23 protein-coding genes are annotated in these 26,163 nt (G+C 34.3%); 12 read left to right on the top strand and 11 right to left on the bottom strand.

Going from position 1 to position 26,163, the window contains the following annotated elements; all coding sequences use genetic code 11:
* Positions 1-21: 21 nt before the first annotated feature.
* The 9 genes from NQ163_RS14010 to NQ163_RS13970 form a co-directional block, all read right to left on the bottom strand.
* A complete protein-coding gene (locus NQ163_RS14010; RefSeq protein WP_268190933.1) occupies positions 22-609 on the bottom strand; it encodes a YIP1 family protein in 588 nt (195 codons plus the stop codon).
* Positions 610-613: 4 nt separating this feature from the next.
* Complete coding sequence (locus NQ163_RS14005) at positions 614-1,108, bottom strand: hypothetical protein (RefSeq protein WP_268190932.1); 495 nt, start codon at positions 1,106-1,108, stop codon at positions 614-616.
* 115 nt (positions 1,109-1,223) lie between these two features.
* Positions 1,224-1,790 (bottom strand): hypothetical protein, encoded by a 567-nt coding sequence (locus NQ163_RS14000; RefSeq protein WP_268190931.1) that lies wholly within the window; start codon positions 1,788-1,790, stop codon positions 1,224-1,226.
* A gap of 55 nt (positions 1,791-1,845) precedes the next feature.
* On the bottom strand, positions 1,846-2,115 hold the full coding sequence (locus NQ163_RS13995; RefSeq protein WP_268190930.1) for a hypothetical protein: 270 nt from the start codon (positions 2,113-2,115) through the stop codon (positions 1,846-1,848).
* Between the two features lie 424 nt (positions 2,116-2,539).
* Positions 2,540-4,270, bottom strand: coding sequence for a hypothetical protein (locus tag NQ163_RS13990; RefSeq protein ID WP_268190929.1), 1,731 nt, complete (start codon positions 4,268-4,270; stop codon positions 2,540-2,542).
* Between the two features lie 148 nt (positions 4,271-4,418).
* Entirely contained in the window at positions 4,419-5,495 is a 1,077-nt protein-coding gene (locus NQ163_RS13985) for an RICIN domain-containing protein (RefSeq protein WP_268190928.1), read from the bottom strand.
* A 290-nt stretch (positions 5,496-5,785) separates the two neighbouring features.
* Positions 5,786-6,763: a tetratricopeptide repeat protein gene (locus NQ163_RS13980; protein ID WP_268190927.1), complete on the bottom strand. Its 978-nt coding sequence runs from the start codon at positions 6,761-6,763 to the stop codon at positions 5,786-5,788.
* Positions 6,764-6,850: 87 nt separating this feature from the next.
* Positions 6,851-7,456 carry a hypothetical protein gene (locus NQ163_RS13975; protein ID WP_268190926.1) on the bottom strand — a complete coding sequence of 202 codons (606 nt, stop codon included), beginning with the start codon at positions 7,454-7,456 and terminating at the stop codon, positions 6,851-6,853.
* A 156-nt stretch (positions 7,457-7,612) separates the two neighbouring features.
* A complete protein-coding gene (locus tag NQ163_RS13970; protein WP_268190925.1) occupies positions 7,613-9,691 on the bottom strand; it encodes a hypothetical protein in 2,079 nt (692 codons plus the stop codon).
* A gap of 310 nt (positions 9,692-10,001) precedes the next feature.
* On the opposite strand from NQ163_RS13970, the gene NQ163_RS13965 reads away from it, so the two are divergent.
* Positions 10,002-12,260 carry a tetratricopeptide repeat protein gene (locus NQ163_RS13965; RefSeq protein ID WP_268190924.1) on the top strand — a complete coding sequence of 753 codons (2,259 nt, stop codon included), beginning with the start codon at positions 10,002-10,004 and terminating at the stop codon, positions 12,258-12,260.
* A 137-nt stretch (positions 12,261-12,397) separates the two neighbouring features.
* Positions 12,398-12,976 (top strand): hypothetical protein, encoded by a 579-nt coding sequence (locus tag NQ163_RS13960; RefSeq protein ID WP_268190923.1) that lies wholly within the window; start codon positions 12,398-12,400, stop codon positions 12,974-12,976.
* 118 nt (positions 12,977-13,094) lie between these two features.
* Here the strand turns inward: NQ163_RS13960 and NQ163_RS13955 are convergent, their stop codons facing one another.
* Positions 13,095-13,877, bottom strand: a complete 783-nt coding sequence (locus tag NQ163_RS13955) for a hypothetical protein (RefSeq protein WP_268190922.1) — start codon at positions 13,875-13,877, stop codon at positions 13,095-13,097.
* A 328-nt stretch (positions 13,878-14,205) separates the two neighbouring features.
* Here NQ163_RS13955 and NQ163_RS13950 point away from each other — a divergent pair, with 328 nt between their 5' ends.
* The 7 genes from NQ163_RS13950 to NQ163_RS13920 all read left to right on the top strand — a co-directional run bounded on the left by NQ163_RS13950 (position 14,206) and on the right by NQ163_RS13920 (position 21,965).
* A complete protein-coding gene (locus tag NQ163_RS13950; RefSeq protein ID WP_268190921.1) occupies positions 14,206-15,429 on the top strand; it encodes an efflux RND transporter periplasmic adaptor subunit in 1,224 nt (407 codons plus the stop codon).
* Positions 15,430-15,456: 27 nt separating this feature from the next.
* A complete protein-coding gene (locus NQ163_RS13945) occupies positions 15,457-16,656 on the top strand; it encodes an efflux RND transporter periplasmic adaptor subunit (protein WP_268190920.1) in 1,200 nt (399 codons plus the stop codon).
* Positions 16,657-16,667: 11 nt separating this feature from the next.
* On the top strand, positions 16,668-17,867 hold the full coding sequence (locus tag NQ163_RS13940) for an HlyD family secretion protein (protein WP_268190919.1): 1,200 nt from the start codon (positions 16,668-16,670) through the stop codon (positions 17,865-17,867).
* A gap of 12 nt (positions 17,868-17,879) precedes the next feature.
* Entirely contained in the window at positions 17,880-19,118 is a 1,239-nt protein-coding gene (locus NQ163_RS13935) for an ABC transporter permease (protein ID WP_268190918.1), read from the top strand.
* A complete protein-coding gene (locus tag NQ163_RS13930) occupies positions 19,096-19,851 on the top strand; it encodes an ABC transporter ATP-binding protein (protein WP_326493331.1) in 756 nt (251 codons plus the stop codon). The genes NQ163_RS13935 and NQ163_RS13930 overlap by 23 nt, the downstream gene beginning before the upstream one ends.
* Positions 19,852-19,864: 13 nt before the next feature.
* Complete coding sequence (locus tag NQ163_RS13925; RefSeq protein WP_268190917.1) at positions 19,865-21,355, top strand: TolC family protein; 1,491 nt, start codon at positions 19,865-19,867, stop codon at positions 21,353-21,355.
* 121 nt (positions 21,356-21,476) lie between these two features.
* Entirely contained in the window at positions 21,477-21,965 is a 489-nt protein-coding gene (locus tag NQ163_RS13920; RefSeq protein WP_268190916.1) for a hypothetical protein, read from the top strand.
* 8 nt (positions 21,966-21,973) lie between these two features.
* Here NQ163_RS13920 and NQ163_RS13915 read toward each other — a convergent pair whose 3' ends face one another.
* Positions 21,974-22,861 carry a phosphatidylserine decarboxylase gene (locus tag NQ163_RS13915; RefSeq protein ID WP_268190915.1) on the bottom strand — a complete coding sequence of 296 codons (888 nt, stop codon included), beginning with the start codon at positions 22,859-22,861 and terminating at the stop codon, positions 21,974-21,976.
* Positions 22,862-23,056: 195 nt separating this feature from the next.
* Here NQ163_RS13915 and NQ163_RS13910 point away from each other — a divergent pair, with 195 nt between their 5' ends.
* From NQ163_RS13910 to NQ163_RS13900, 3 genes are all read left to right on the top strand, one after another.
* A complete protein-coding gene (locus NQ163_RS13910; RefSeq protein WP_268190914.1) occupies positions 23,057-23,593 on the top strand; it encodes a GNAT family N-acetyltransferase in 537 nt (178 codons plus the stop codon).
* A gap of 14 nt (positions 23,594-23,607) precedes the next feature.
* Complete coding sequence (locus NQ163_RS13905) at positions 23,608-24,486, top strand: zinc-dependent peptidase (protein ID WP_268190913.1); 879 nt, start codon at positions 23,608-23,610, stop codon at positions 24,484-24,486.
* 159 nt (positions 24,487-24,645) lie between these two features.
* Positions 24,646-26,103, top strand: a complete 1,458-nt coding sequence (locus NQ163_RS13900) for a sodium:solute symporter family protein (RefSeq protein ID WP_268190912.1) — start codon at positions 24,646-24,648, stop codon at positions 26,101-26,103.
* Positions 26,104-26,163: the final 60 nt, after the last annotated feature.

Genomic DNA, 26,163 nt, shown 5'->3' with positions numbered 1-26,163 from the left:
TGATTTGAGTTTGTTTGGCTATTAAAATGAAGAAATCACACTTCTAACAATTAGAATGAAGCTAATGCCACCCAATAATAGATATGGACTAACATTAAGAACTCCTTTTATGAATCCAAATCCATTAAATTTCATTACCCCTTGAATCATCATCTTTAATGTCCACAACCATATGACCAGATAGTACAAACTGATGATCCAGTACAAATGACCTTCCGGACTCAGCACCATTCCTGTAATGCCTAAATACAAAATTACTGGTAACTTCAGAAAGATTGGAACCACTGCATAAGCTGCAACGATTCGTAAGTCAATAATTTTTCCTTTGCCATTTAAAAGTTTTCCAATCCCATACAGAATATAAGTAGACAGATATCTTCCCATTAGCAAACCAAGCCCTGCAGTCGCCAACACAAATCCTAAAAAGACAATAATCATTGGATATTCCTGAAAATGATGGTAATCTTTAAAGAAGGAATCTATTCCAGCAACTGCTCCTCCCAACATAAAAAGAAGGTTGGCATTCGTTTCTAATTGATCTTCAAATTGGTCATCCAGATAATCAAAGGTATCCGAGGTTTTAAAAAGAATATTGAAAAATGTATTCATGCTGTTACCTGTTGATTTCAATTGAATTTGATTTCATTGCTCCCTTAAATAGTTCATATCCAACATCTGATTCCAGATTTTCATCCTCATATGATAATTGCATACTCAATGAATATTTTGAATCTGCCAAGTGTGGAAATATTCTTTTCAATTTAACTTCCTGTTGAAATTTACCTGTACAACCAGGTAATATTAGTACCGAATTATTCTTGGTCACAAATAAGCTATCAATATCTAAAATTTCATCACTGGGCCAATATTCATGTACCTTACCTGTTTCTTTACTTTTAAATACAAGCTTAATAAGCGACATAAAAACAGATTCATCACGAGGAAAATAAAACAATACACTATCTTTTTGACTTGTGTTTTTTACTTCTATTTCCAGATGAATTGCATTCTTATTACTATTCAACTCTTGAATGTGCAATTCGAGCTGTGCTTTGCAATTCTCACAAAAAATAAAGAATAGTAATACTAATAATAGTTTCTTTGTCATTTAATTTAGTTTTCAATTAAATATCCCAGCCTCCCGAATTCTCGGGACAGGTTCTAAAGGGGGTATCCTTCGCACTGTTCCCTTTAGGGATTCAAAGGGTGAACGCAGGGGAGAATTATGCCTCTTTACTATAGCTCGTTATTACATCATCAAGGAAGTTCATATATTTCATTATTCTATTGTTGATGCGGCCATAATCTGAAAATAATCCTGGACCATTTTGCTCTCCTTCACAATAAATAACTTCATCGATGTATGAGATTTTAATTTCTGTAAAGTGTCGTTCACACCTATAGGTTTCCGGACGATCTTCTACCAGGAAGTAATTTTCACCTCTCCCCAAAACATACCAATTTAAATCGTATATGACTCGATTGGTATATTCAATAAAAGTGGAAAGCTTTAGTTTTCTTCTAAAACTTTTTTGCTTTGTAAAATGATCGAAACCAAAAGAAAGTTCCGCTGGAATTTTAATCTTAGACACTCTTTGCCTTCTTCGTACACGCTCACCAATTATATTTTCCACTTGAATAATTGCGTCGTGTTCGACTTTTCTCGCCTTTAAAATCTCAACACCAACAAGCCGAGCCTCTTCATTGTATTGCCTTTTGTCACAAATAATTTTAAGCAAATCTTTATTTTCTTTGCTCTCTAAAATTTTCTGCCAATTGTAATTACTCATTTAATATACCTCAAGTTTTTTTTGAAAAAAGCATGAAGTTCAAAAGCTAAAACACTTAGCTTAAGGACTTATTTTTGATTGCCTTTACAAGTCTATAAATCACATATCCAATGGCTATCATGTTAATCAAGTGCCATACATTTAAGCCAATATAGTTTGCTTTTTGCCAAAAGCTCATACTATCTAAACTCCAATAAGCCCCTTTTTTTTCATCATAGAAGTCGTCATAATTCATTAGCATTAAGCTCAGAAACAGATAAACGATCAAATCAAATAGAAGCAAGCCAAAAGCAATTAAAAAACTCTTTATTGAAAAAAAAATCATTATTGGATTCTTTTAGCTTTTCCTTATTAACTCTCTATCAACTTTCTTTTCCACTTGTATAAATCTACATTTTTCAAGCTCTCCTTTTTATACAAACTGAATGTTAGATATACGACCAAATTTATAAACAATAAGTTTTAATCAAAATATTTTACTCTGATAAATTTAAGAGAAAGATTTGTCACCTCCCACAAAACCCCTTCACCAAAAGGCGAAGGGGTTCTTCTACTACCAATTATAAATCCACATCGAATGAATTAAGGATTAAAGTGAATATTTAAAACTTATGATTTTATATCAATTCATTCAAATGCACTGTTTATTCATAAAACTATTAATATATCATTGAAAATTATGGAATACCTATTCTTACCATTTATTATTAAGTTCCCATGATAAAACCCACAAAGTATACTTCTACTATTTACAATTTACTTAGCACAAGTTGATTTCCTTCCTGTTTAATGCTTAACATGGCATTGTATTTTTCGCTCCAAACCGGTGCGCCATACTTTCCTTGCAGGGCTTTCCCATTTAGGTAAACTTTTTTAGAAAAATCCATACTACGGTTTTCTATAATATATCGGCCTCCATCGATATAAGCATAAGTACTTCCATCAGGAGATGCCTGAAATTCTTTTATATCACTGTATTCAACATCATTTACCAACTGATTATTTCGATACAGTTTCCATTTGTGGTTTGGACCTTTTTTAATGCGAAGAGTGTAAAAAAGATCAGAAGTATTTTCAAGTGTAAATATCTGTCCTGCATCCAAATCGCCATTTACAAACAATTTGTTTTGCTTGTACATGATTTCGTGTTTGGTGGCAGCTACTTTGGCATCCACATTCAAATGTATCAGAACTTCATTATCGTATGGTTGAAGAGTATTTACATTGGCAATGTTGTTATTGATTTGCATGTCATTGCCATTTTTATCGACATGAGTTTTCTTATCCTCCCCAACATAACAAACATAAAGATCACCTGTATTGCTCATACACGAATAAACCAATCCATTAATTCCAGTAAGATGTTTTTTATTCCAAAGAATTTTACCGTCAATACCCAAATATTGGTAACGTTCCGTTTGTGTATTGTAATGTCTGTAATAAACTTGACTACCAGCTTCTTTCACGTATAAATTCCCTTTGTAAGGACCGTGCGTATTTATAGTTTGATTGGCAATATCGTATTCGTAGACTGTATTGCTCGAAGTCTTTGTATCCAGAATACAGAATGCCACATAATTCGGACTTACCGTGAACTGATTCAACGATTCGTTTGGTTTGCAATTGTATACATATTCGCCACAACGCACTTCTTGATATGTATTGTAATAAATTTGCTCGGTTCCTGGAATAAAACCAATTCCTTTATGCGCAATCATTTTAAAAGGACCATTTTTTTGTTCGTGATCCACATAAACATACATCTCATCACGTTTTTCGGGAGCACTAGCATAAATCAATTTGCCACTTTCCGAGTAAACTGGTTCACTCACCATTTTTGCCCCACTTACTTTATTCATCCCATTTTCGTAAATGCGATAATCATTTTGCGACCACTGAATACTGTATGCAAATTTACCAGAATAAGTATCATATTCAGGTGCCTGACTTAGTCCCCAATAATAAAAGGCTTTGTTGTTGCCAATAATTGGATAATATTTATTTTCTCTTGTGCCGCAAAAGCTAATTCGCTTGCCATCTTCGCTCACCCATTTGTCGACATCCGGATCTCTATCAAGAGAATAAATATGATCATATGGGCCTATTTTTTTACCATTAAATATTAGGTAATAGTCATACTTATTGTATTCCTTTGGTGTTCTGGCTTTTCTTAAATTCGCTCCAATAGGACGTGGGCCATAATATGGGCCGTAAAATTCATATACTTCTTTTGTTGCATTAGGAACACGAACCACTGCTACCGTATATTTAATCCCTCCATTTTTGTTTTTCCCAATTTTACCATAAACAAACTCTTCATTTCCCTGAAGTGTATAAATATTGCTTCCGATATTTACTTGTTCATTAACAGTTGCTATTGAATTATTTTCGGGATAGTTTGGATTGTGGTTGTTTGCAAAAAGCGTATCGTTAAAAACTATGGCCATAAACGCCACAAGAAAGATTTTAAGCTTATTCATTTGTCATTTTTAATATTATTGCCAGCAATCTTCAAGTGCTTGCAAGCGATAAAATGGGAAGTGCAGTAATTTCATAAAAAAACACTAGCACACTCAATTCTAACACTTCTAAGCATTAGAATTGAGTATTTGTAGTTACAAATTTATTTTAACGAACAGGTATCAAATACCATTCTGTGGTAATTGCATTGTGGTCGTCCCAAAGGTGTATCTTATTACCGTTATTATCGGTTTTATTATTTTGCAAACACACTACCTTACCACTTTTGTGATATATCTTATAACTACCGTTAGGTAATTTTTTTAGATAAAATTTTTGCGATTCACCACCGTGCTTAGACCAAAAGTGTAGCGGTGTACCTTTACTTGTACCTCCTCCTTTACAATCTACAACACCATTTGCACTTTTCGCAGCTTTAATCCAATAAAATTCCCCATTAGGCGTTTTTTCAAATTTAAACATTTTATTATTTGAAGAAGAATTTCCTTTTGTCCAAATCTGTGCGCGATTTCCTTTTTTCTGCCAATCTGCACCGCCAAATTCAAAAAATCCCTTACTACCTCTACCATGACTCATGGCTGATTGAATATAGTAGGTTTTAGATTCATCAACTCTTGATCCTTTTAATGATTTATTTACTATTCCAACTTTTTTATCTACTACTATAGGTCTATTTGTATTCGCATCTAAAATAAACCATTCGGTTGAAATTGCGTTGTGATCATTCCAAAGGTGCACTTTATTACCATTTCTGTCAGTTTTATTATCTTTAAGACATACTACTTTTCCACTTCTATGATAAATCTTATATCTACCATTTCCTAAATGTTTAAAATAGAAATGCTGAGATGGTTTTCCGTGAGTATCCCACAAATGTAGAGGCGTACCATTTTGAGGTGGTACATTTTTGGCGTCAACGTTTCCTTTACATGCGCATGGTTGAATAAAGAAATATCCATCTGCATTCCTGCGCAGATAAAATAATTTATTACTGTTATTATCTTTGGTCCAAATATCCATTTGATTTCCTTTTCTCTTCCAATATTTCTCGCCGCCAGGAAATTCCAGAAAACCTTTGCCACTTCGCCCATAACTCATTGCCGATTGGATTCTTACCCTTTTGTATTGTGGCATATCAGCTCCTTTTTCGTACTGCGCCTTTAATGGTAAAATACTCCCAAATAAAAGAATTATTACTAATGATAATAATTTAACATTTTGCATAATTATAAAATTTTGAATTAATTAATACTACTTTTCAATTTCTAGGCTTTCCTAATTTAAAGCAACTGACAAGAGTTCACTTTTACTGTTCTATTACATGAATATAATTAGCTTATATTTTAATCGAACCAATTCTCTTCCATAGTTGTCCATCACCTAAAAAATCGAATTCCAAAACAAATGCATATCGAATGAATTAAGACTTAAAGTGAATAAAGAAACTTACGATTGTCGCTCAATCCCTTCGAGTGCAATGTTTATTCACAAATCTATTTTTTGCGATTGAAAAATTATAGAATCCCTATCCTTTTCAATTCGTTATAAAGCTCTTTTCTCTTGTTCAAATCGTTTAGCAAGGCAGAATCACTTGTCTTTTTAAGGAACTCCTCAGCCTTTTCGAAATTTCCCGTCACCATATACAAAATCCCCGCATCTTTGTTTGCAGTTGCAATCGATCTTGAATCATTAGCATTTGCTGCAATCTCTGCAAAAATATCAGCCGCTTCGGCATAACTTCCTTTTCTAAGTAGTTTATTAGCCGATTTGTTCGTTTTTTTCAATTCTTTATCCTTGATCTTTTTTACTTTTTTCACATCATAGGTTTTGCTAAGCAATCTTGGTGTAATTTCAGCCACAATGGTGTTCAGGTAAGGAGCAATACATTTCATGGTAATATCGTAATCGCGAATTTCTCCTTCGTAATTGCCATCTTTGGTCAATTTAGGAGCTCCCAAATATTCTTTCGAATAATGATAGGTCATATTCATTTTAGAATAGCTTTTTACTGCCACACCATTTTTGTTGGTAAATTGCAAATCGATAGAAGCTTCGGCATCCTTATTTTTCGAATATTTTTTCACGAAGAAAGGAAGTTTGTGTGTTTCTGTGTTGTACTTTCCCTTTAAACCAACCTCTTCATTTTTTCTTAAACTTGAACGAATGCTTCCTGAAATTACCAAATCGGCCTCAGCCTCACTATTCACCAACTGGTAGAACTGAGTGCTCATCCAAGGTGTACAAAGCTTATGTCCTGCCTTCTCTCCAATTCTGGCATTCTGAATGTTCTCTTTTAATATTTTTTTCACTTCCATTCCTGTTCCTCTGTTCCACAATTCACCATCCTCAACAGGAATATCTTTAATGTATACCGTTTTAACCCCTTCGAAAACAAAAGAAGGCATTTTCATGGTATAGGTTCTTACTTTCTCGGCATTGGCAAAGCTTGTTGCAACAATTACCAATGTTAACATTGCAAATATCTTTTTCATGTATATAGATTTTCTTTAAGTTGTCACATGGTCCCGATAAGTATCGGGATTTGTATGATTATTTCTCAATTGAATTTTCACATTTAATTATTGCACTCTAAATAACTTCCACATCGACTTATCTCCTTCGGGCTTATCTTTGAAAGTGATTCTTTTGCCTTCTGGTGTATCCACAAGAGTTAAGTATTTAATATCGGTTAACTTATAGTGATCCAAGCTGCCGGCATCATTCATTTGTGCTTTTCTTTTGGCATCGTAAAAACGAACATGCTCACCATCCTCACATACTTCAACATATATTAAACTTGCATTAGGCCAATCAGCATCAGCTGCAATGTGAATCTTTAAAAAACCATCCTTGTCGATAAACAAACCATCGCTACCACTCAATACTTTCTTACGTAAATTGATTTGATTGGCCTTCACCTTATCCGATTTGTAAGTATATGTCTGCGTCTGCAAACTTTTATCATCATGCGGAGTCTCCACCAATCTAAAAACACAAGCCGACTCTTCATCTCCACTTGTAAACACCAGTTTCAATATATCGTAATTCACAAATCCTTCTTCCGACTTGCATTTGATCTTAAAATAAGGCTGTCCCAACATGGTTCCTGACTTATTGGTTTTAATTTGAGCATGCAACTGAATGCCAAAGAATAGAATCAATAATCCTGTAATTAATTTTTTCATTCGTTTCATTTTTTATTGACTTTTTTCAACTCCTTCTCAGATTGAAATGGTCAGTTTTATAATCATTCTTATTTTTAAAATTGCCCCCTATGCTAATCACAGTTCTACCCAATTATTCACACAAAAAGCATAGAGAGCAATGCACAGATTTTCAAATTATTTGGCTGCTACTTCCTGGTTTTCTTCAACATGAATGCTACAGCCTGTAGTTTCAACAATTTTGTTTAGGTTCTTTGATATGATTCCCTGGAAATCTGAATACCTCTGGTAAGAATCTTTAATTTTCGTGGTATTCATTTTAATGTTGTTGTATTCATTTTTCACAACATCAAGCTTTCCTTTCAGTTCATCCACTCCCGGAACAGTTGGAAATTTAATCTTCATCTTATTCATAATTGGTTTGGCAGCTTTCATGCCCAAATCAGCAATTTTCTCTGCAACAAAACCTCCTGCACTTAACGCTTTGTGAAGCGACATTGTGGTCAATTTAAAGTCAAACTCTTTTTTCAGCACTTTGTCCATTTCATGAGTTACTTTACTCGCCTTATCGAGCACTGGCTTAATTTTACCCAATCCGTTCTTGATTTTTTTAGCTGGATTATGCATTACGGCCAAGGCTTTGGCACCTTTCTCGAATGTACTTAAGCTGCTGTTCAAGCTTCGCATTTGGTCTGATGCTCCTTTTAAACCTTTATTGACCTCTTTAATTGCACCTTCCACCTTCTTAAAATCACTCTCCTTCTTCAGGGTTTTGATGCAATCATCGATGGTAGCAACAGTAAGTTCACTCTTTTTCAATACATCTTTGGTAGTGGCAACAACACCTTTCAATCCGTCTACTGCTACTTTCACATTATGAACTGCAGTTTTCGTAGGGTCGATAAATGGTTTTTCGATGGTATTAAACTTGCCTACCAAACCTCCAACTGGTTTTTGAGCAATGGATAATGATTTGGAAGTCACATTACTCACTGTTCCTACAATAGGAATTAGATTGAATGCTTTAAGGGTACTCCCAACATTTTTCATTTTGGTATTTAAATTTCTGGTTTGATCAGATACATAAGTTAGCATATCCATTACCTCACAACTTTTGTCAACAGCCGTCGAAACCGTATTGATTCTTCCTGTTAGTGCTGTATACTGTTTCCTGGTTTCTGCCAAATTCTTCTTTAAGCTCACCAACTCACTTCCCACTTGCAAGGAGTAAATGCGATACATTGAGTCCTTGTAATCCGGAATCCACTTTTGAGCATTACGATAAAAAGCAATGATCTTATCCTTTTCCGATTTTGATTTTTCCAATTTGATTGCAGATGCATAATAGTATTCTGCAATTTTCTCTGTTGCTGCCTGCAAAGAGTTTTTGGCATCCGGATGGCTTGCATTCCATTTTAAAGCCAACTTAAACTGGTCAACCGACTGAATGTTATCATCCACCTTTTTTGAGTTGAACAATTCCAAACCATTTTTGTAATAGATTTCAGAAATCTTATTGGCTACACCCTTTCTTGATTGGCTGGCCAAAGTCAAACTTGGTGTAAACTTTAAAGCATAGCCCCATGCTTTGTGCGCCAACTCCAAAGTAGGAATCTCATTTGATTTTTGATTCTCTTCGGCAAAATCGGTAAAGTACTTGGTAATTTTTTGTGCCGTCTCTGTTCTGATTTCTGTAACACAGTATTTATTATAAGCTTTGATAAACTTTTCGTAAGCTTCCTGTACTCGCGATGCATCAATATCTGCTTTACCATTTGTCATGATTAAATCAAAAGCATACTTTACCGATGCATTGGCTTGCTCTGAGTAGTCCACAAAGTTGGTGGTCCACTCCCACTTTCCTTTCGGATCAACAAAAGGCAATTCAACCTGCTGTACCTTCGAATAAATAGAAACCAGCAATTGTAATTTTTCAGCACGTTTCTCTGCATCCGAAATACTACTTGTATTTTCTGAACGATTTAGAAAAGACTTTGCTTTGGTTAATGAATTGTCAAAATGGGTATATACAAACTTCTTGAAGGATTTCACTTCCGAATCGATAATAATTGCACTAAAAGCATGATCTAATCCTTTTAGACTATTTCCTTTATTCATTTCCTCTTTGGCAAGTCTAAATTCGCCTTTGCCTTCAGAAAACATTCCGCTTGCACCACAGCCGTATAAAACAACCGATACAACAAACAGGTAAACAGCTGAAATTAATAATCTTCGAAGGGTTAAGTTTTTCATCATATTTTTTATAATTGGTTTAAGATTAATTTTAGCAGGTGACTTTTCGAAAATCAAATAATTTCGAGCATTCATGCATCAATATGCATCTTTCATCACAATATTTATTTTACAATTATTATTGATCACAAATATGCAAACATCCTTAAGCCTTAGGTAAAAACAGCAATAGACATTGCAATAGACATTTTAACGCGACATTAATCAGCAATTAGTAATCAATCACTTACAGAACACAACGTCCATACATTCCTATTTGTAGGAAAATTTCGTTTTTTTTACTTTTACTATCCCTTTAACAGTATAACATTTTATGAAGCGCTTTTTTCTCTTTACATTCGTTTGGATATTTTTTATCGCAAATGCTTTTTGCAACAATAGAATCGATTCTCTTCTGAATATTTCTCAAAAGCAAACAGGAAAAGAATACTTACATACCTATCTTAAAATTACCGAAGACTTCTCCTGTGGAAACAATGGCGACACAATTATTTATTATGCGGAAATCTGTCACTCAAAAGCTCTTGAGCTACATGATGACATTGCCCAACTAAAAGCTTTGTTTTATTGGAGTTGTGGACTTTACTCAAACAAAAAGTACGATAACTCTTTAGAGAAAGTTGAACAGGTAATACATATATCGGAAAAATTGAATAGACCCAGGGAGGTATTGCAGGCCTATTATTTAAAGGCCAGAAATTATCAAGGTTCAAAGCAATACGATCTATCCATACTAAGTTTTCAGGAGGCTTACCATTATTCTACAAGCCTATTTGAATCGGAAAACAAAGAGTTCGCCATAAAGTATTATCATGCTATTCTTAAACAATTGAGCTACACCTATTGGTACGCTGCAAAACTCCATGATGGAATTGAATTTTTCCAGAACGAAATCAATATCAATACTTCATTTTCTGAAAATCTCTTGAGATCCTACTATACCAACATTTCCTTTTTATACAACAGAGGCATAGATATAAAGCAAGCTAAACATTACCTCTTGAAAGCTGCCGAAATAAGTGATAAAGAAGGAAATACAGATCATATTTATATGGATCAGGCTTATTTAGGTGCACTATATGCCAATATGGGCAATTACCCAACAGCTATAAAACATTATGAACGAGCATTTCAAATAGCCAAAAACGAAAAAAGCAGCAATAAAATATCCTATATAATTCTTAATCTTGGCATATGTTACGATGCAAACGGCAACTTAAAGAAAGGTGTAGATTTAATTTTTGACGGAATAGAGTATTTCATTAAAAACAATAACAAAGCTGCAGAAGCTAAAGCTTATCAACATTTAGGCCGTTTAATGATAAAATGGCACAATTTTAAAGATGCAGATCAATACTTACATAAAGCTATTAGTATGCATAAGGAACTTAATCTACCTTATATAAGCATTGCTGATTATTCCAACTTGATCATATCTAAATACAGTCAATCCGAAAAGGATTCTATATATTATTATTTGGATATTATAAAAAGCAAGGCAGATAAATACAATGCTACCAGTGCTAAGTGTATATACTATCTCAGCAAATCGCAACTTAATCTATATTTTGACAAAAATCCACGAGCCGCATATTTAAATTTAAAAAAAGCAGATAAATTTTGCTCCACATTGAAATCTACTGCTCTAAGCACCTACATCAACAAAGCCTATGGAGATTATTATTTAATGAAAGACAGCTTATTCCAAGCAAAAAGACATTTCTCTAATGCATGGGCAAAGCGAAATTCCCTACTAATGCTTGTGGAAAGATCAAATATTGCACAATCATTATCTAAAGTTTACAAAAGTTTAAACCAAGCAGATAGCGCATACATATATTTACAGAAGGCTGATAGTATCAACAAAAAAATCCATCATCGTGAAGATGTATTGATGCTTTACCAAAAGGATAATGATTTTAAAGTTCTACAGGCCAAAAAACAACAAAAAGCACTGGCAAAAGAAAACAAAAAGCTTTTCGATCGAATTCTATTCATTCGAGCTTTCTATATCATCCTATGTATTAGTTTAATTGGCCTTCTTGTGATATATATGAAAAAACGAACAAGAAAATTAAAAACAGAAATTCAAATTAAAGAAAGTGCACAGGAAAAATTAAAGCAACAAAACCAAATTGATAAAACTACCATTGAAAAAAACAATGAGTTGCTAAAAATTAAGGAAGAAACCATTGAACAATTAAAAGAAAAACTTGCCAACAATCCAACAGCATTCACTACAGAAAAGGAAGTAAATGAATTGGAAGCTCTTTTAAGTGCAAAACTGACTACGGAAGAAGACTGGGACAATTACCTTCAACTTTTCACAAAGAAAAATCCAAATTTCATTCCTACTTTAAAAATCAGATATCAAAACTTATCGAGAAACGAAATCAAAATCTTCACTCTCATCAAACTTGGACTTACAACTCGCGAAATGTCAGGAATTTTAATGATATCACCATCCAGTGTAAATACGGCACGATATCGCTTGAGAAAGAAATTAAAACTGGAAGGAGATCAGAAACTGGAAGATATTATTGCAGAAATGATAACGCAAATTCAAGTCTAGGAAATATTTTCACGCAACCCATTTCACATTTCTTCATCATTTAATTGTATAAATGGTCTGAAAAACGACAAATGCAGATACAATTCGGGTACTATTTTTGTTGTAGTCAGGCTAGTATAACTCTAAAAGAAGATGCGATGAAGAAGTGGATATTTATTTTATTAATGGGTTTACTGACGGGTTGTCTGGACGACGATGATAAATACATCTATCATACCCACGATAACTCTGTAGTTTTGCTAAAAATCAACTATACCGATTTTGAATTTGAGGGAGGTACTGAAATATTTCTTCATTCAGAATTTAACGAATCTACTAACATTCCAATAAGTGTTGACTATGTTCCACCGGGAGACTTTGGAAGTATTTCCCTATACTACGAACCTAAAGAAGAGTTAATTTTTGAAGGAAGTATTATTTGGGCTGGATCAGGAAAAAGAACATTCCCTAGATACATTTATCATCCTGATAATTTTTTGTATCTGGATGAAGAAATTGAAAAACCTGCCGACGAAAGGTTTCAAATTATTTTCCCTGAAGAAGGAGTTGATTACCCTCTAGAGGATATTTGGAATTCGATTAACGACTTGGCCATTGTAAATAGATATTTAAAGGGAGGAAAAAACATTGGGCTTTTCCGATACACACCAAGCGTTGGTGTAGACAATCCCAATGAATGGAGTTGGTACGTGATAATGAACACAGTACCCAACTAACCACTAACTATGAAAGAAAAGGAGATGATGCATTTGCATTTATCTCCTTTTTACTTTACAGGTTAAATTTATTTCATTAGTGCTTGTAATAATCAGCATCCTGATTAATTACTAATCATCATTTCACAGTTTTCTTCATAATTCCAATGTAAGACCAATTTAGGTCTCTCAACTTTATGGCTTCATCAATTTTGCCCTGTGTTTCCTCGTCGACATTGAACACCTCATTTCTACCATAAGCATCGAAATAATGCAAGTATCCTTCAAACATATCGAAAGTCATATGTGTCATACGCACACTACTTCCCGAAGGCATTAATACTCGAGCTAAACTCCAATGACTCATTGTTTTTGCATCTACTCTTTTCTGATGAATTGGCAAAAACAATTCCATTTCAGCCTTTTCATACTCATCGAATTTTCCTTCTATGGCCTCCATAAAATTCATTCGCATTACTGTACCCACCTCCATTTTAAAATCATCATCAGTAGCTGCCACTACTTTCATGAAAATTCTTTTGCTTAACTCTCGCGAACCAACCGATTCTTTTAACTCTGCTTTCAATTCCTCATCCGACATATTTGGATAAGCCTTCTTGGCTGCAGCAAAAGTATCTCCATTTGCCATAGCCTTAACCGGATCATCATAGATGGTAACGGTTAGGTACTGATATCCCTGTTCACTTCCTCCAGGCTTAAGCGACCAAAGGTCCCACCCCAGTATTTCGCCATCTTTTAGGCGTTGTTCGTGTATTTTTTCATAGAAGGTTTCTGTTACCCAATAATCATTCTCCATGTCATCGGCAACCTTCATAAAATCAAAAACCAAAAATCTTTCCTGCTGTGCCATGCCAACACTGCATAACAGAGCAAACGTAACCAATAGCAATATCTTTTTCATTTCAGCAAGTATTTAGTGAATAATACTTAAGTTACATATTTTTCTCTCTCAAAACAATTCGAATTTGGCGAACCCTCTAATTTATAAGAGAAATCAAAAAAATAACCTTCTTTTATTTAGATAGAAGCTTCCAACTTATATTGTTTCACAAACATTAATTCTAGTAAACACACCCAAAAACAAAGAAATCATAATACCAGAGCATTGTTAATTTTTGTTAAAACCAATACTTTACTTAAGTTTTCTACTATTTTTTTAGTTACATTTATACTGTATAACAAAACATGAGGCGGGAGAATAGAGGGGATCGATAAATTAAGACTTTCACTTGAGAACAATTCAACTACTAGCTCAGATTACAGGTTTAATCTCATTCCTATTTCTTTATTCCTGCAATTCTAAAGGTTCTGATGAATATTTTACCTATAAAATACATCGAGCCCCTTTTAATGAAAAGGTACAAATCACAGGTGAACTTGAACCTATTAATACAACTACAATTTCCTGTCCAAATATTCGAACTGATGCTGTTATATCTTTTTTGGTTCCCAATGGAACAATGGTAAAAAAAGGCGAAATCATTTGTAAACTTCAATGCTCTAATCTTGAAAATCAACACAATATTAAATTACGAGATTTAGATATTGAAAATGCTGAGCTTCTTAAAATTCAAGCCAATCAGAATCTTCAGCTACAACTGCTACTGGCGCAGCAGCAAACCATTGAGGCATCAACATCAATCAGAAGGTTAGACACCCTTCAAGAACAGTTTATTAGTAAGGCAAAACAAAAACTATTACAATTAGAATTGCAAAAAGCTGAAATCGAACTGACTCAAATCAGAAATAAAATTATTAGTCTAAAAAAAATCAATCAATCTGAAATTAATAAACAGAATTTAAAAATAAAGCAAGCACAGATTCAAGCACAAAGTTCCAAACAGCTTTTGGAGCAATTGGTAATAAAAGCTTCGAGTGATGGTATTGCTCTAAGAGCAAGAAAATGGGGACAAGGTCCTGTTCTTGTAGAAGGAGATGCTGTGTGGAGAAGAATGCCCATTGTAAAAATTACCAATAATTCAGAATACCTAATAAAATTTAAATTACCAGAAGGTGTTTATAAAACCATCAATAAAGAAGATGTTTTTACAGGAGTTATTAGTTCAATTCCCAATTCATTTGTTGAGGGTAGTATTACACAGAAAGCTCCAATGGGTAAACCAATCTCAAAAGATTCCAGAGTTAAAGTATTTGATATCACAGCAAAAATAGACAGTCTGAATATCAATCCAAAACCAGGACTAACTGTTATTTGCGACGTAGCTACTCAAAAAATTGATAGTGCACTAACAGTTCCTTTAGTGGCAATTCACAAGCAAGACTCTGCTCAGTATGTATATACACAAGACAAAAAGAAATTTATACGAAAAGAAGTAAAAATTGCATACAAGAGCGCCTCTCTGGCAGTTATTGAAAAAGGTATTAATGCTGGCGATGTTGTTTCCTTACATAAACCTGATAGCAGGTTGATAACATCAACGGTAAAATTATAAAATAAACCAAAACAGCTCTAACAAACTATGTACAAGTATTTTTTCCCCTTACTCCTATTTATTGTTGGCTGCAACAGTAAATACAATTCGGAAATTGGATTGTACACCGTAAAGAAAGGTGATTTACAAATCATGCTTTCAGAAGAAGGTGAATTAAAAGCAACCAATTCCATAAACATTTCATCTCCAAATATATCATGGCGATATGGCAATCTCAAAATCATCAAAATTGTGGATGATGGAACTGAAGTTTGCAAAGGAGATACAGTTATCATTTTTGATCCATCAGAAGTAGGTAAAGTGATTGAGGAATCGAAAAATGAACTTGAAATCGCGAAAGCAGAATTGGAAAAATTAAAAGCTCAGCATGATTCAAAGCTGGAAGAGCTTGAATCTAACCTTAAGGTATCTACCCTATCTCATGAAATATCGAAAATTAATTTTGAATTGGCAGAATTTGAAGCTGAAGTAACCAGAAAAGAGATAGAGCTAAAACTTCAGAAAGCAAAGATATCACTGGGAAAAGCAAATAATGAGATCGAGAATACCAAAAAAATGCAAAATGAAGAGTTGCAACAATCTCTTCTAAAAATCGAGCAGCTTAAAACCAAATTACAGGAAGGTGAGAATGCTTTAAAAAGTTTGACTGTAATTAGTCCATCGAATGGAATTGCCATTTTAACGAAAAACTGGCGCACCAATAACAAGTGGCAAATTGGGGATCAAACCTGGTCGGGAAATCCAATGATTACATTGCCGGACCTAAGTGAGATAATGGCGACGGTTCAGATTAATGAAATTGACATCTCAAAAATCCTGCCTGATCAACATGTGGAAATTAGATTAGATGCCTATACTGATACCATTTTCAAAGCCAAGGTGAATAAAATAGCGAATCTTGCAGAAAACAAGAACAACAAAACAAAAATCAAAGTATTTCCTGTTGAAGCATTAATTGAAGGCAGTTCTAAAAAGTTATTGCCAGGTATGACAGTAAGTTGCAACATTCACATCTCAAAAATAGATGATCAAGTATTGATTCCTACAGATGCATTATTTTCCAAAGCCAACCATAAATGGGTATACCTCAAAAAAGGCAACTCATTTGTTCGTCAGGATGTGGAATTGGGAGCTTCTAACAATGATTTTGTGATTGTTGAAAAAGGCCTGCAAACTAAAGATATTATTGCTCTTACCGATCCTTTTAAGGATGAAAAAGAATCCTAAATAACACGAAAATGAAAAGTATTATAATGTATATTATTGTTGGTATTCTTTTATGGTCGTGCAATAAAAAATCAGACAAGAATATCCACAGCATACAAAATGGTGCATATGTTGCCTCAATTAATGAATCAGGGGAATTGCAAGCTGTAAATTCAAAGGCTCTCTCCTTACCATCTATAGGCTTCAGGTATGGATTTGAGTTCAAACTAATTCAGCTGGTTGAAAATGGACAAGAAGTAGCAAAAGGAGATATAGTAGCAAAATTTGACCAATCATCGGTTAAAAAAGTAATCATCGATTTAAAAACCAAACTGGAGCTGGAACAAGCAAATTTGAATAAAACCAAAGTCAGTAATGAAATTCAATTAAGAAAGCTTGAAACTTCTCTTGAGGAAGAGAAAGCCAACTTTGATCTTAAAAAATTGGAAATTGAAAAATTCAAATTTGAATCGGCTCAAAAACTAAAAATCAAAAAGCTTGAATTTGAACAAGTACAGTTAAAATTAGCTGAAGCAGAAAAAAGAATTAATCTTCAACAAATAATTGGTGCGAACGAACTTAAAATACAGCAGCTAAAGGTAACACAAATCGAAAATGATATTGAAAATGCCTATTCTGCTCTTGAAAAACTTACCATTACAAGTCCTATTAATGGAATTGTTCAAATTAAAACAAATAGAAGAACGAAATTAAAATACAAAGTTGGGGATGAACTATTTCTAGGTCAATCTTTTGCTTTGGTTCCAGATCTTAAAAAGATGAAAGTACTTACCAAAATTAACGAACTGGATTTTAAGAAAATTAAAGTCGGACAAAAAGTTAAAGTTTGTTTAGATGCACTTCCATCGGTAAGTTTTCAGGGAAAGATTAATTACTTGGGTAAATTGAGCAAACCCAAAGATACCGAAAGTAGTGTTAAAGTATTCGACTGTGAAATTGTAGTAGAAGAATCTGACCCAAGATTAAAGCCTGGAATGACAGTTAGTTCTGAGATATTCTATGCCGATTTTGACAAAGTAAACTTTGTAAGCAACGACTGCATCTATACCACCAAAGGAAAATCCTATGTATACATTTTGGAAAACAATGAGGCCAAACAACATGCAATTTCCATTCAGGCTGTGAATAGCAAATTCAGCATGGTCCAAACTGATCTGAAAAAAGGTCAAAAACTCATTCCTATTCAAGAAATCACAAAGCAAAAAAGTTAATACACTTTAATCATGCAAATAGAAGAAAACATTAGAGTAGCTATTAATGGTTTAATTGAACACAAGGTAAGATCATTTTTAACCATGCTTGGAATCATCTTTGGTGTAGCATCAGTAATTGCCATGTTATCCATTGGTGAAGGAGCCAAACGAGAAGCTATTAAAAAATACCAGCAATTGGGAGTCAACAATATCATATTACGCGACAAAGATCTATCAGATAAAGAACTTGAAAATGTTCGCGCAAAATTTTCACGAGGATTGTCGATGAAAGATGTTGAATCGATCAGAAGCATTGTTCCACAAATTGATGCAATCGTTCCTCAGGCAGAAAAACAAACGGAGGTAAAATTTGAAGACAAATCTCTTAAAGCCAATCTGATTGGGGTTACTCCTGAATATGATGAGATTCTAAATTACACCGTTGAAAGCGGGGGGTTTATTAACAGTGACCAATATCAACGCCAACTAAAGGTTTGCGTAATAGGTTCTGAGGTTGCCAACAAGTTTTTCAATCTTGGAGATCCTTTGGGACAAAGCATTAAAATTGATGATCAATGGCTGGAAGTTATTGGGGTATTGCAAAGCAAAGCCTTATTTACCGAAACGGTTGGAGAATTGGCTTCAAGAGATTTAAATTCCGACATTTACATTCCTCTTACTACTTTTCATGGTAGATTTGATAAGGAAAAGCAGCTAGCCAGCGAACTGAAACAAATTACAATTAAAGTTAGAGACTCGAAAAACATTTCGAAAGCGGCACAACTGATAGAAAATGTAGTTAGCCGACATCATTTTAGTAACGATGATTTCAGCATTGTGATCCCTGTAGAACTATTGAAACAAGAAGAAAAAGAAAGAAGAATTTACAATATTCTTTTAGGTTCTATTGCGGCAATCTCCTTATTGGTTGGAGGTATCGGCATTATGAATATTATGCTGGCAACCGTTATGGAAAGAACCAGAGAAATTGGAATTAGGCGTGCCATTGGTGCCAAAAGAGATGCAATCTTGTCACAATTTATAACCGAATCACTTACCATTAGTATCACAGGTGGAGTTATTGGCGTATTGTTTGGGCTCACCTTGTCCTTAAGCATCAGTCTCTTCACCGAGATAACCACAAGCGTTACACTCTATTCCGTTGTAATTGCATTTCTGTTTTCGGTAATTGTTGGAGTTACATTCGGATATCTTCCTGCAAAGAAAGCAGCTAACCTACGTCCAATTGAATCAATACGATACGAGTAAAAACATTACCATGCTTATAGAAATTAAAGACCTAAAGAAGAAATATACAATGGGTGAAATTGAGGTTGAAGCATTGCGTGGCATCAATCTGAACATCCAGGAAAATGAATTCGTTTCCATAATGGGACCTTCGGGTTCCGGTAAATCTACCTTGATGAACATTCTCGGCTGTTTGGATAATCCAAGCTCTGGTCATTATATATTCGATTCGGTAGATGTTTCTATTTTGAACAATGATGAGCTATCGGAAATTAGAAACAAAAAGATTGGATTCATTTTTCAAACATTTAATCTATTACCCAAACTAAGCTCTCTTCAGAATGTTGAACTCCCTCTTATTTATGCAGGTTATGACAAAGTAGAGAGAAAGCAAATTGCCAAGGAAGCATTGAACCGAATGGGACTTTCTTCAAGAGAAGAGCACAAACCCAATGAGCTATCGGGAGGACAAAGACAAAGGGTTGCCATTGCAAGAGCCTTAGCAACAAAACCTGGAATTATTCTGGCCGATGAACCTACAGGAAACTTAGACTCTAAGACAGGAAATGAAATAATGGCTTTATTCAGGGAACTACACAAAGAAGGAAATACCATTATTCTAATTACCCATGAACCTGATATTGCAGAATATGCTGATAGAGCCATTGTTATTAAAGATGGACTAATTGTATCGGATAAACCAACAACAAATAGTACTGTACTAAGCTCAAAAGAAAGTTCCCTAACATCCTAAAACACACAAAAGAATGAAATATACAACTGTATTATTGATGAGCATTTTATTAGCTCCAATAACTATCACTGCTCAAAACAAAGTACATACATTAGATTTGGAATTGAGTATTAACATTGCTAAAGAGCAAAGCTATAGCATTCGCATGTTGAGTGAGAGCTTAAAAGGTGCTGAATACAACTTAAAAGCAGCTACAAGTTCATTTAAAACACACATCACCATGGATATGGAGTTGCCAAACTACTCTGAAAGAATTACTTCTTTTCAGGATTCAGAAGGATTAACCTACTTCTCTGATAAACAGTTATCCTATTCTGGTAATCTAAAAATAAACCAACCGCTACCTACCGATGGTAATATTTTTATACAATCTGGCTTATACAATATCGATGATTACGATCAGGATGAAAAACAATTAAGGCTTTCTACCAGATTTGGTTTTACTCAACCCATACAATCATTGTACATGTACAATGAAATCAAATCAGAGTACGAAAAAGCCAAAACCAATTACGATTTAACAGGTAAAAGATTAAAAAGAAACGAACTGGACATTATCTTTCAGGTAAGCAGGACCTTCTATGATTTGCATGCTTCCAAAGAACGAATGAAAATCGCAAAAAAATCATTAGATCGCCAGAAAGAGGCATTTCAAATTGCTGAAAACAAATTTAAGGCAGGATTAATACGAGAAGTAGAAGCGCTACAAATGGAAGTTGATTTGGGTGAAGCAAGAAACACCTACGATTTATCCATTGTGAATTATCAGTCTCAGTTGAATTTATTTAAACAAACCCTGGGTTTACCTTTACAGGATAGCATTGTTCTTGTAAGCGATTTTAAATACAATCCCATCCAAGTAGACGTAAAGCAAGCTGTAAAGTTGGGCTTAGACAACAGGATGGAATTAAAAGAAAAGCAGCTTGAATTAAAACTGGCAGAATTGGATATTAAAAGGGTAAAGTCTCATGGTGCTTTATCAGGAAACATTAATGCTTATTACGATTTCATTGGTATTGATAGAAATGACATTGACATCTCCTTAAATAAGGCGATCAAGAATTCCTGGAGTGATCTTAAGGATAGACCTGGTAACTTTGGAATCTCTTTACAGTTGAGAATTCCAATATTAGATTGGGGAGAAAACAAGGCTCGTGTTAAGGCAGCACAAACCAGAATCAATCAAAATTTAATTGAAATAGAAGAAGAAACCTCCGATATTGAAAGAGAAATAATCAGTACGGTTAACAAACTTCATAGTAGCCTTAGAAGATTGCAGCTATTAGAGCAAAATGTGAAAGTAGCTGAAAAAAGTTTTGCCATTTCACAATCTCGATTTGCAAATGGTGATATCGATACACAAGCTCTTGCTTTAGACAGAGCGAGGTTAGACAACTCACACATTTCACATCTGGAAGCCTACATTAGCTACAAAATGAATTTGGCAGATTTAATGCGAAAAACATTTTTTGATTTTGAAAAAGGAATGGCAGTGCATTATTAAGAAGATTTCAGTAAGGTAAGAATATAATAAAAACTAAAGATGGAATCATATTTCCATCTTTAGTTTTATAATAAACACCAATTTACTAATTTTAGAATTGAAGCACTAAAAACCAAACAATATGAAAACCTTAAACTGGAAAAAAGGCCTTTTTAGTTCTACATACCAAATATACTCTGGCAGTAAACAAATAGGTTCATTAAGTAGTCGTAGCTTTTCACAAACCAGTGAGGCCGAAATGAATGGAAAGAAATATACTTTTCGAACAAAAGGATTCTTTAAGCAAAAAACTGAGGTTTACAACGAATTTGGAAAGCTGATTGGTGACATTCAGTACAACTCATGGATGACAAAAGCTCAAATCAGCTTAGACTCTAAATATTACTATTGGAAATACAATAATATGTGGAACACAAAATGGACCATACAAGGAGATGACAATACACAGATAAATGCCTGTACCAATTCATTTAGCGGAGATATTGAAGCCAATACAGATGATGAATTGGCAATACTTTCAGGTTTATTTGTAACCAATTACTATATGCAAATGAGCTTTTCTGTAATGATAATCGTATTTATTCCAATATTTATGAGTATGGTGAATTAGAAAATGATCTATAATTTTTGGGCGATATTTTCGCCCATTTTTATTGATGTCTCATATCCATGTCGAGTGTTTTCAACAATATCCTCATCGAAAACAACTTTATCTTTCTCAAAGAATAAAACAACGGTAGATCCACCAAAAGCAAAGTACCCTTTCTCACTTCCCTTTTCTACAAATGTATCTTGCTTGTAGGTTTGTATAATACTACCTACCATAGTTGCTCCAACCTCCGAAATCAAAATATCTCCATACTCTTCGGTTTTCAGTATGCTATACGCTCGCTGATTCTGACAAAATATTTCCAAACTCTTCTTTAGAGCCAAAGGCGAAACCGAATAATACTTTCCTTTAATTTTTTTCGATTTTGATGCTATTCCTTCCGCTGGAAAATGATAACGGTGATAATCGGCTGGAGCCAATCGAATAATAGCCATTGCTCCGTCTACATATTTCTTTGCCAACTTATTATTTCCTAAAAAGCTATTAACAGAAAATTCCGATCCCTTTATAAAAAACGATTCTACATCTTTAAGCGAAGAAAAAGCAAGAATTTTTCCATCAGCAGGAGAAACGATGGCATTTCCAATTGGACGTTGTTTATCTTGAATTTTACGATAAAAGAAATCGTTAAAATGCTTATAGGATTTACTATTTGATTCGTGATAAATGGAAAGATCTATTCCATTTTTTTTAACAAAACGCTTGATTTGTCCTTTAGACAAGCGGCTATTCATAAATCTACCGCCAACAGCCGAAACTACTTTTCTCTTTACAAGTACATGCAACGATGCTTTTCCAAAGAAAGATCCATAAAGCCATTTTAGCATCCCCTCACCGGGTACTACTTCTTTTTTCACTTCACCACTCTCTCTTTCAATATATTCGATGTACTCCATAAACGTTTTAAGATTATACAAGCTACAAATTTAGCAGTATTTCAAGAATAATCATCAAATTCGTTGGCTCTTTTAGTTGATTTATCCAAGAATTCTGAACATTCACCCTATTTAGAATCGCAGAATCATATTCAACATACTTTACTATCTTTAGTTTTTATTTCATTTAGTAAACCTTTATTCATTAGTCCAAATATGTATAAACACTTCCCTACCCTTAACAGTAAGAGACTGATTATTCGCGAGATGAAATCTACAGATGCAGACATTGTCTTTACATTCAATTCTTCGAAAGATTGTTTGAAATACATCCTTAGGGAACCATTTCAAACAAAAATTAAGGCAATCGAAAAATTAAATTTCTTTTTAGAGGGCAATAAGAAAAACACTGCATATTGGTGGGTGTTTACTTTAAAAGAAACCGGCGAAGATATTGGATATGGTGGATTATTTGACATCTCAAAAGAACACAGCAGAGCCGAAATTGGCTATGGAATCATACAAAAACATTGGAATAAAGGTTTTATGTCTGAAATTATTGATGAAATCATCCATTTTGGAAAATCATCATTATCATTACATAAAATTTATGCTTATATCTTAGATGGAAATCAGGCATCAATACAACTATTGAAAAAGCGTGGTTTCGAAAAAGAAGCACATTTAAAAGAACATTCATTCACCAACGGAAAATATTGGGATGAAACAATATACAGTTTAATCAACAAGTAAGAATATCAGATTTCATGAAGTACATTGCAATCCTCTCTATAGGCATACTGGCCTATCTTTTGTTTAAAAAATTATGGTCCAATAAAAACTGGATATCACCAAAAAAAACTTTCCCAGGCAATTGGAGAAATATTCTAATCCAAAAAGTCAGTTTTTACAATAGCCTTTCGGCTGAAGAAAAAACAAGGTTCGAGTATAAAGTTCAAGAGTTCTTATTGAATTGCAGAATTACAGGGATTCATACCAAAGTTGATGATACCGATAGAGTTTTGGTTGCTGCCAGTGCAATTATTCCTGTTTTTGAATTTCCCAATTGGAAATACACCAATCTGTTTGAGGTGCTGCTCTACCCCAACAGCTTTAACGACAAATTTGAAACGCAAGCTGAAGATGCCAGAATTTTAGGCATGGTAGGAACAGGTTATATGGAAGGCAAAATGATTCTTTCGAAACCAGCTTTATTGCACGGCTTCTCAAACGAATCGGATAAGAAAAATACGGCCATTCATGAATTTGTACACCTTATCGATAAAATGGACGGCAAGATAGATGGTCTTCCTTCCATATTGATGGAAAAGCAGTACTCTATTCCCTGGTTGGATTTAATCAGTAAGAAAATTGAAGAAATCTACGAGGAAAAGTCAGACATCAACCCTTATGGAGCAACGAATAAAGCCGAGTTTTTTGCAGTAATCAGTGAGTACTTTTTCGAAAGACCAAAGTTGCTGGCCAAAGCTCATCCGGAACTGTATCAATTGCTGGAGGAGATTTTCAATCAGAATATGTCAGAACGAAAATTGCTTCGTGCCAAACAGAGCATCAGCAGAAACAGTCCTTGCCCATGCGGAAGTGGATTGAAATTTAAGAAATGCTGTGGCAAACAGCACTATTAGCCTAAGTTCGATTTAATATATCCAACACAGAAAATCAGATTTATTCAAGATTCACTTTAAAAAATTTGAAAGAATATCTGAGAAAATTTCTACTCAAAACCAATGTAACCTGTTACAATATTTTAAATCGAACTCAGGTTATTAATTTAAAATTCAAAAATGAATCAACTTCAAAATATTTCAATACTTCTTTTGATTGCTTATTTCGCGGGCATCATGTTTATCGTTTTGCGATCAAAAGCAAGCAAAAACACCGAAGATTACTTTTTGGCCGGGCGCCAACTGCCCTTTTGGGCATTGGCCATTACCTTTATCGCATCCTGGTGGGGAGGTGGTTCTTCTATCGATTTGGTAGATCATGGATTTAACCAGGGACTCTCCTCCTTCTGGATTTATGGCATGCCTGTGCTGTTTTCCACTTTCCTGATGTACCTTTTCTCAAAAGCCATTCGTAAAATTGGCACCATTACACAGCCACAAATCATGGAAATGCGCTACAACAAAACAGTAGCTCTGCTCCTTTCCATTCTCATCTTAATATTTATGATTTTGGGTGTAGCCACACAAGCAGTTGTAATTGGGAACTTTTTCCAATCCTTTTTCGATGTAGATTATAAGATTGCAGCATTAATTGGGACGGGAATTGTTGTGCTTTACTCTTTCTTTGGTGGTTTTAAAGGAGTTGTAGTAACCGACATCATCCAATTTGTATTTTTATTAATGGCAGCCATTGTGCTTTTCATATTTGCGTACAATCATTCGGGTGGATTCGAAAAAGTGCAGGAGATTGCCTTAAGCAGAAACAAACCTGAGTTCTTTTCCTTCTTTCATAACCTATCAAACAATTTTGTATTCATCATCACTTTTGGCTGTTCGTGGATGATACAGGCCAATATCTGGCAAAGAATATCAGCTGCAAAACAACCTGACGATGCCAAGAAAATGATGGGTTTGGCATTCATTGTATTTATTCCCTTGTATTTAATGGTAACATTAACAGGAATGTTGAGTTTGGGAATATACGAATCAGTGCCTGAAGGAGGAATTGTGCCTGCTATAATACAAGATTATATGCCAATTGGTTTGGCAGCATTATTATTTGTTGGTCTGTGTTCAGCCATCATGTCAACCATGGATTCCATGATCAATACAGGAGCATTAGTATTGAGTGTTGATGTTTTTAAGAACCGATTCAAGCCAACAGCCAAAAACCATGAAATGGTTTGGATAGGAAAAATTGCCACCCTCATTATTGCGGTGCTGGGATTGTTAATTGCCATTGAAATTCGCTCTATCCTAAAAATCACCTGGATTGGTTCCGATTTCCTGGCAACAGGAGCTTTTGTACCATTGGTATTGGCCTTTATCTGGAAAAAAGGAAATTCTATGGCAGCTACCTTATCCATTATTTTTGGCTTGCTGTTTTCGAGCTACAATTTATTGGTGGCCTTGGGTGTAAACCTGCCAACTGCCTGGGAGATTGCCTCAGTACAACAAGCGGCTTATGGAATGATTGGTTCAGCATTGATTTTTACTATTGTAAGTCTTTCAAGCAAAGCAGAACAAGAAAAAGCAGAAAACTTTATAAAAAAGGCAGGAATGTTTGAAAAAGCATAGTATTCATATGCTTACAAAAACCAAACAATCTATTAAAACGAATGTAAATTCATCATTTTT

It is taken from the genome of Marinifilum sp. D737 (assembly GCF_026672275.1).
In the GTDB taxonomy this organism is placed as follows: Bacteria; Bacteroidota; Bacteroidia; order Bacteroidales; family Marinifilaceae; genus Marinifilum.
This window is presented reverse-complemented; position numbering and strand designations above follow the sequence as displayed.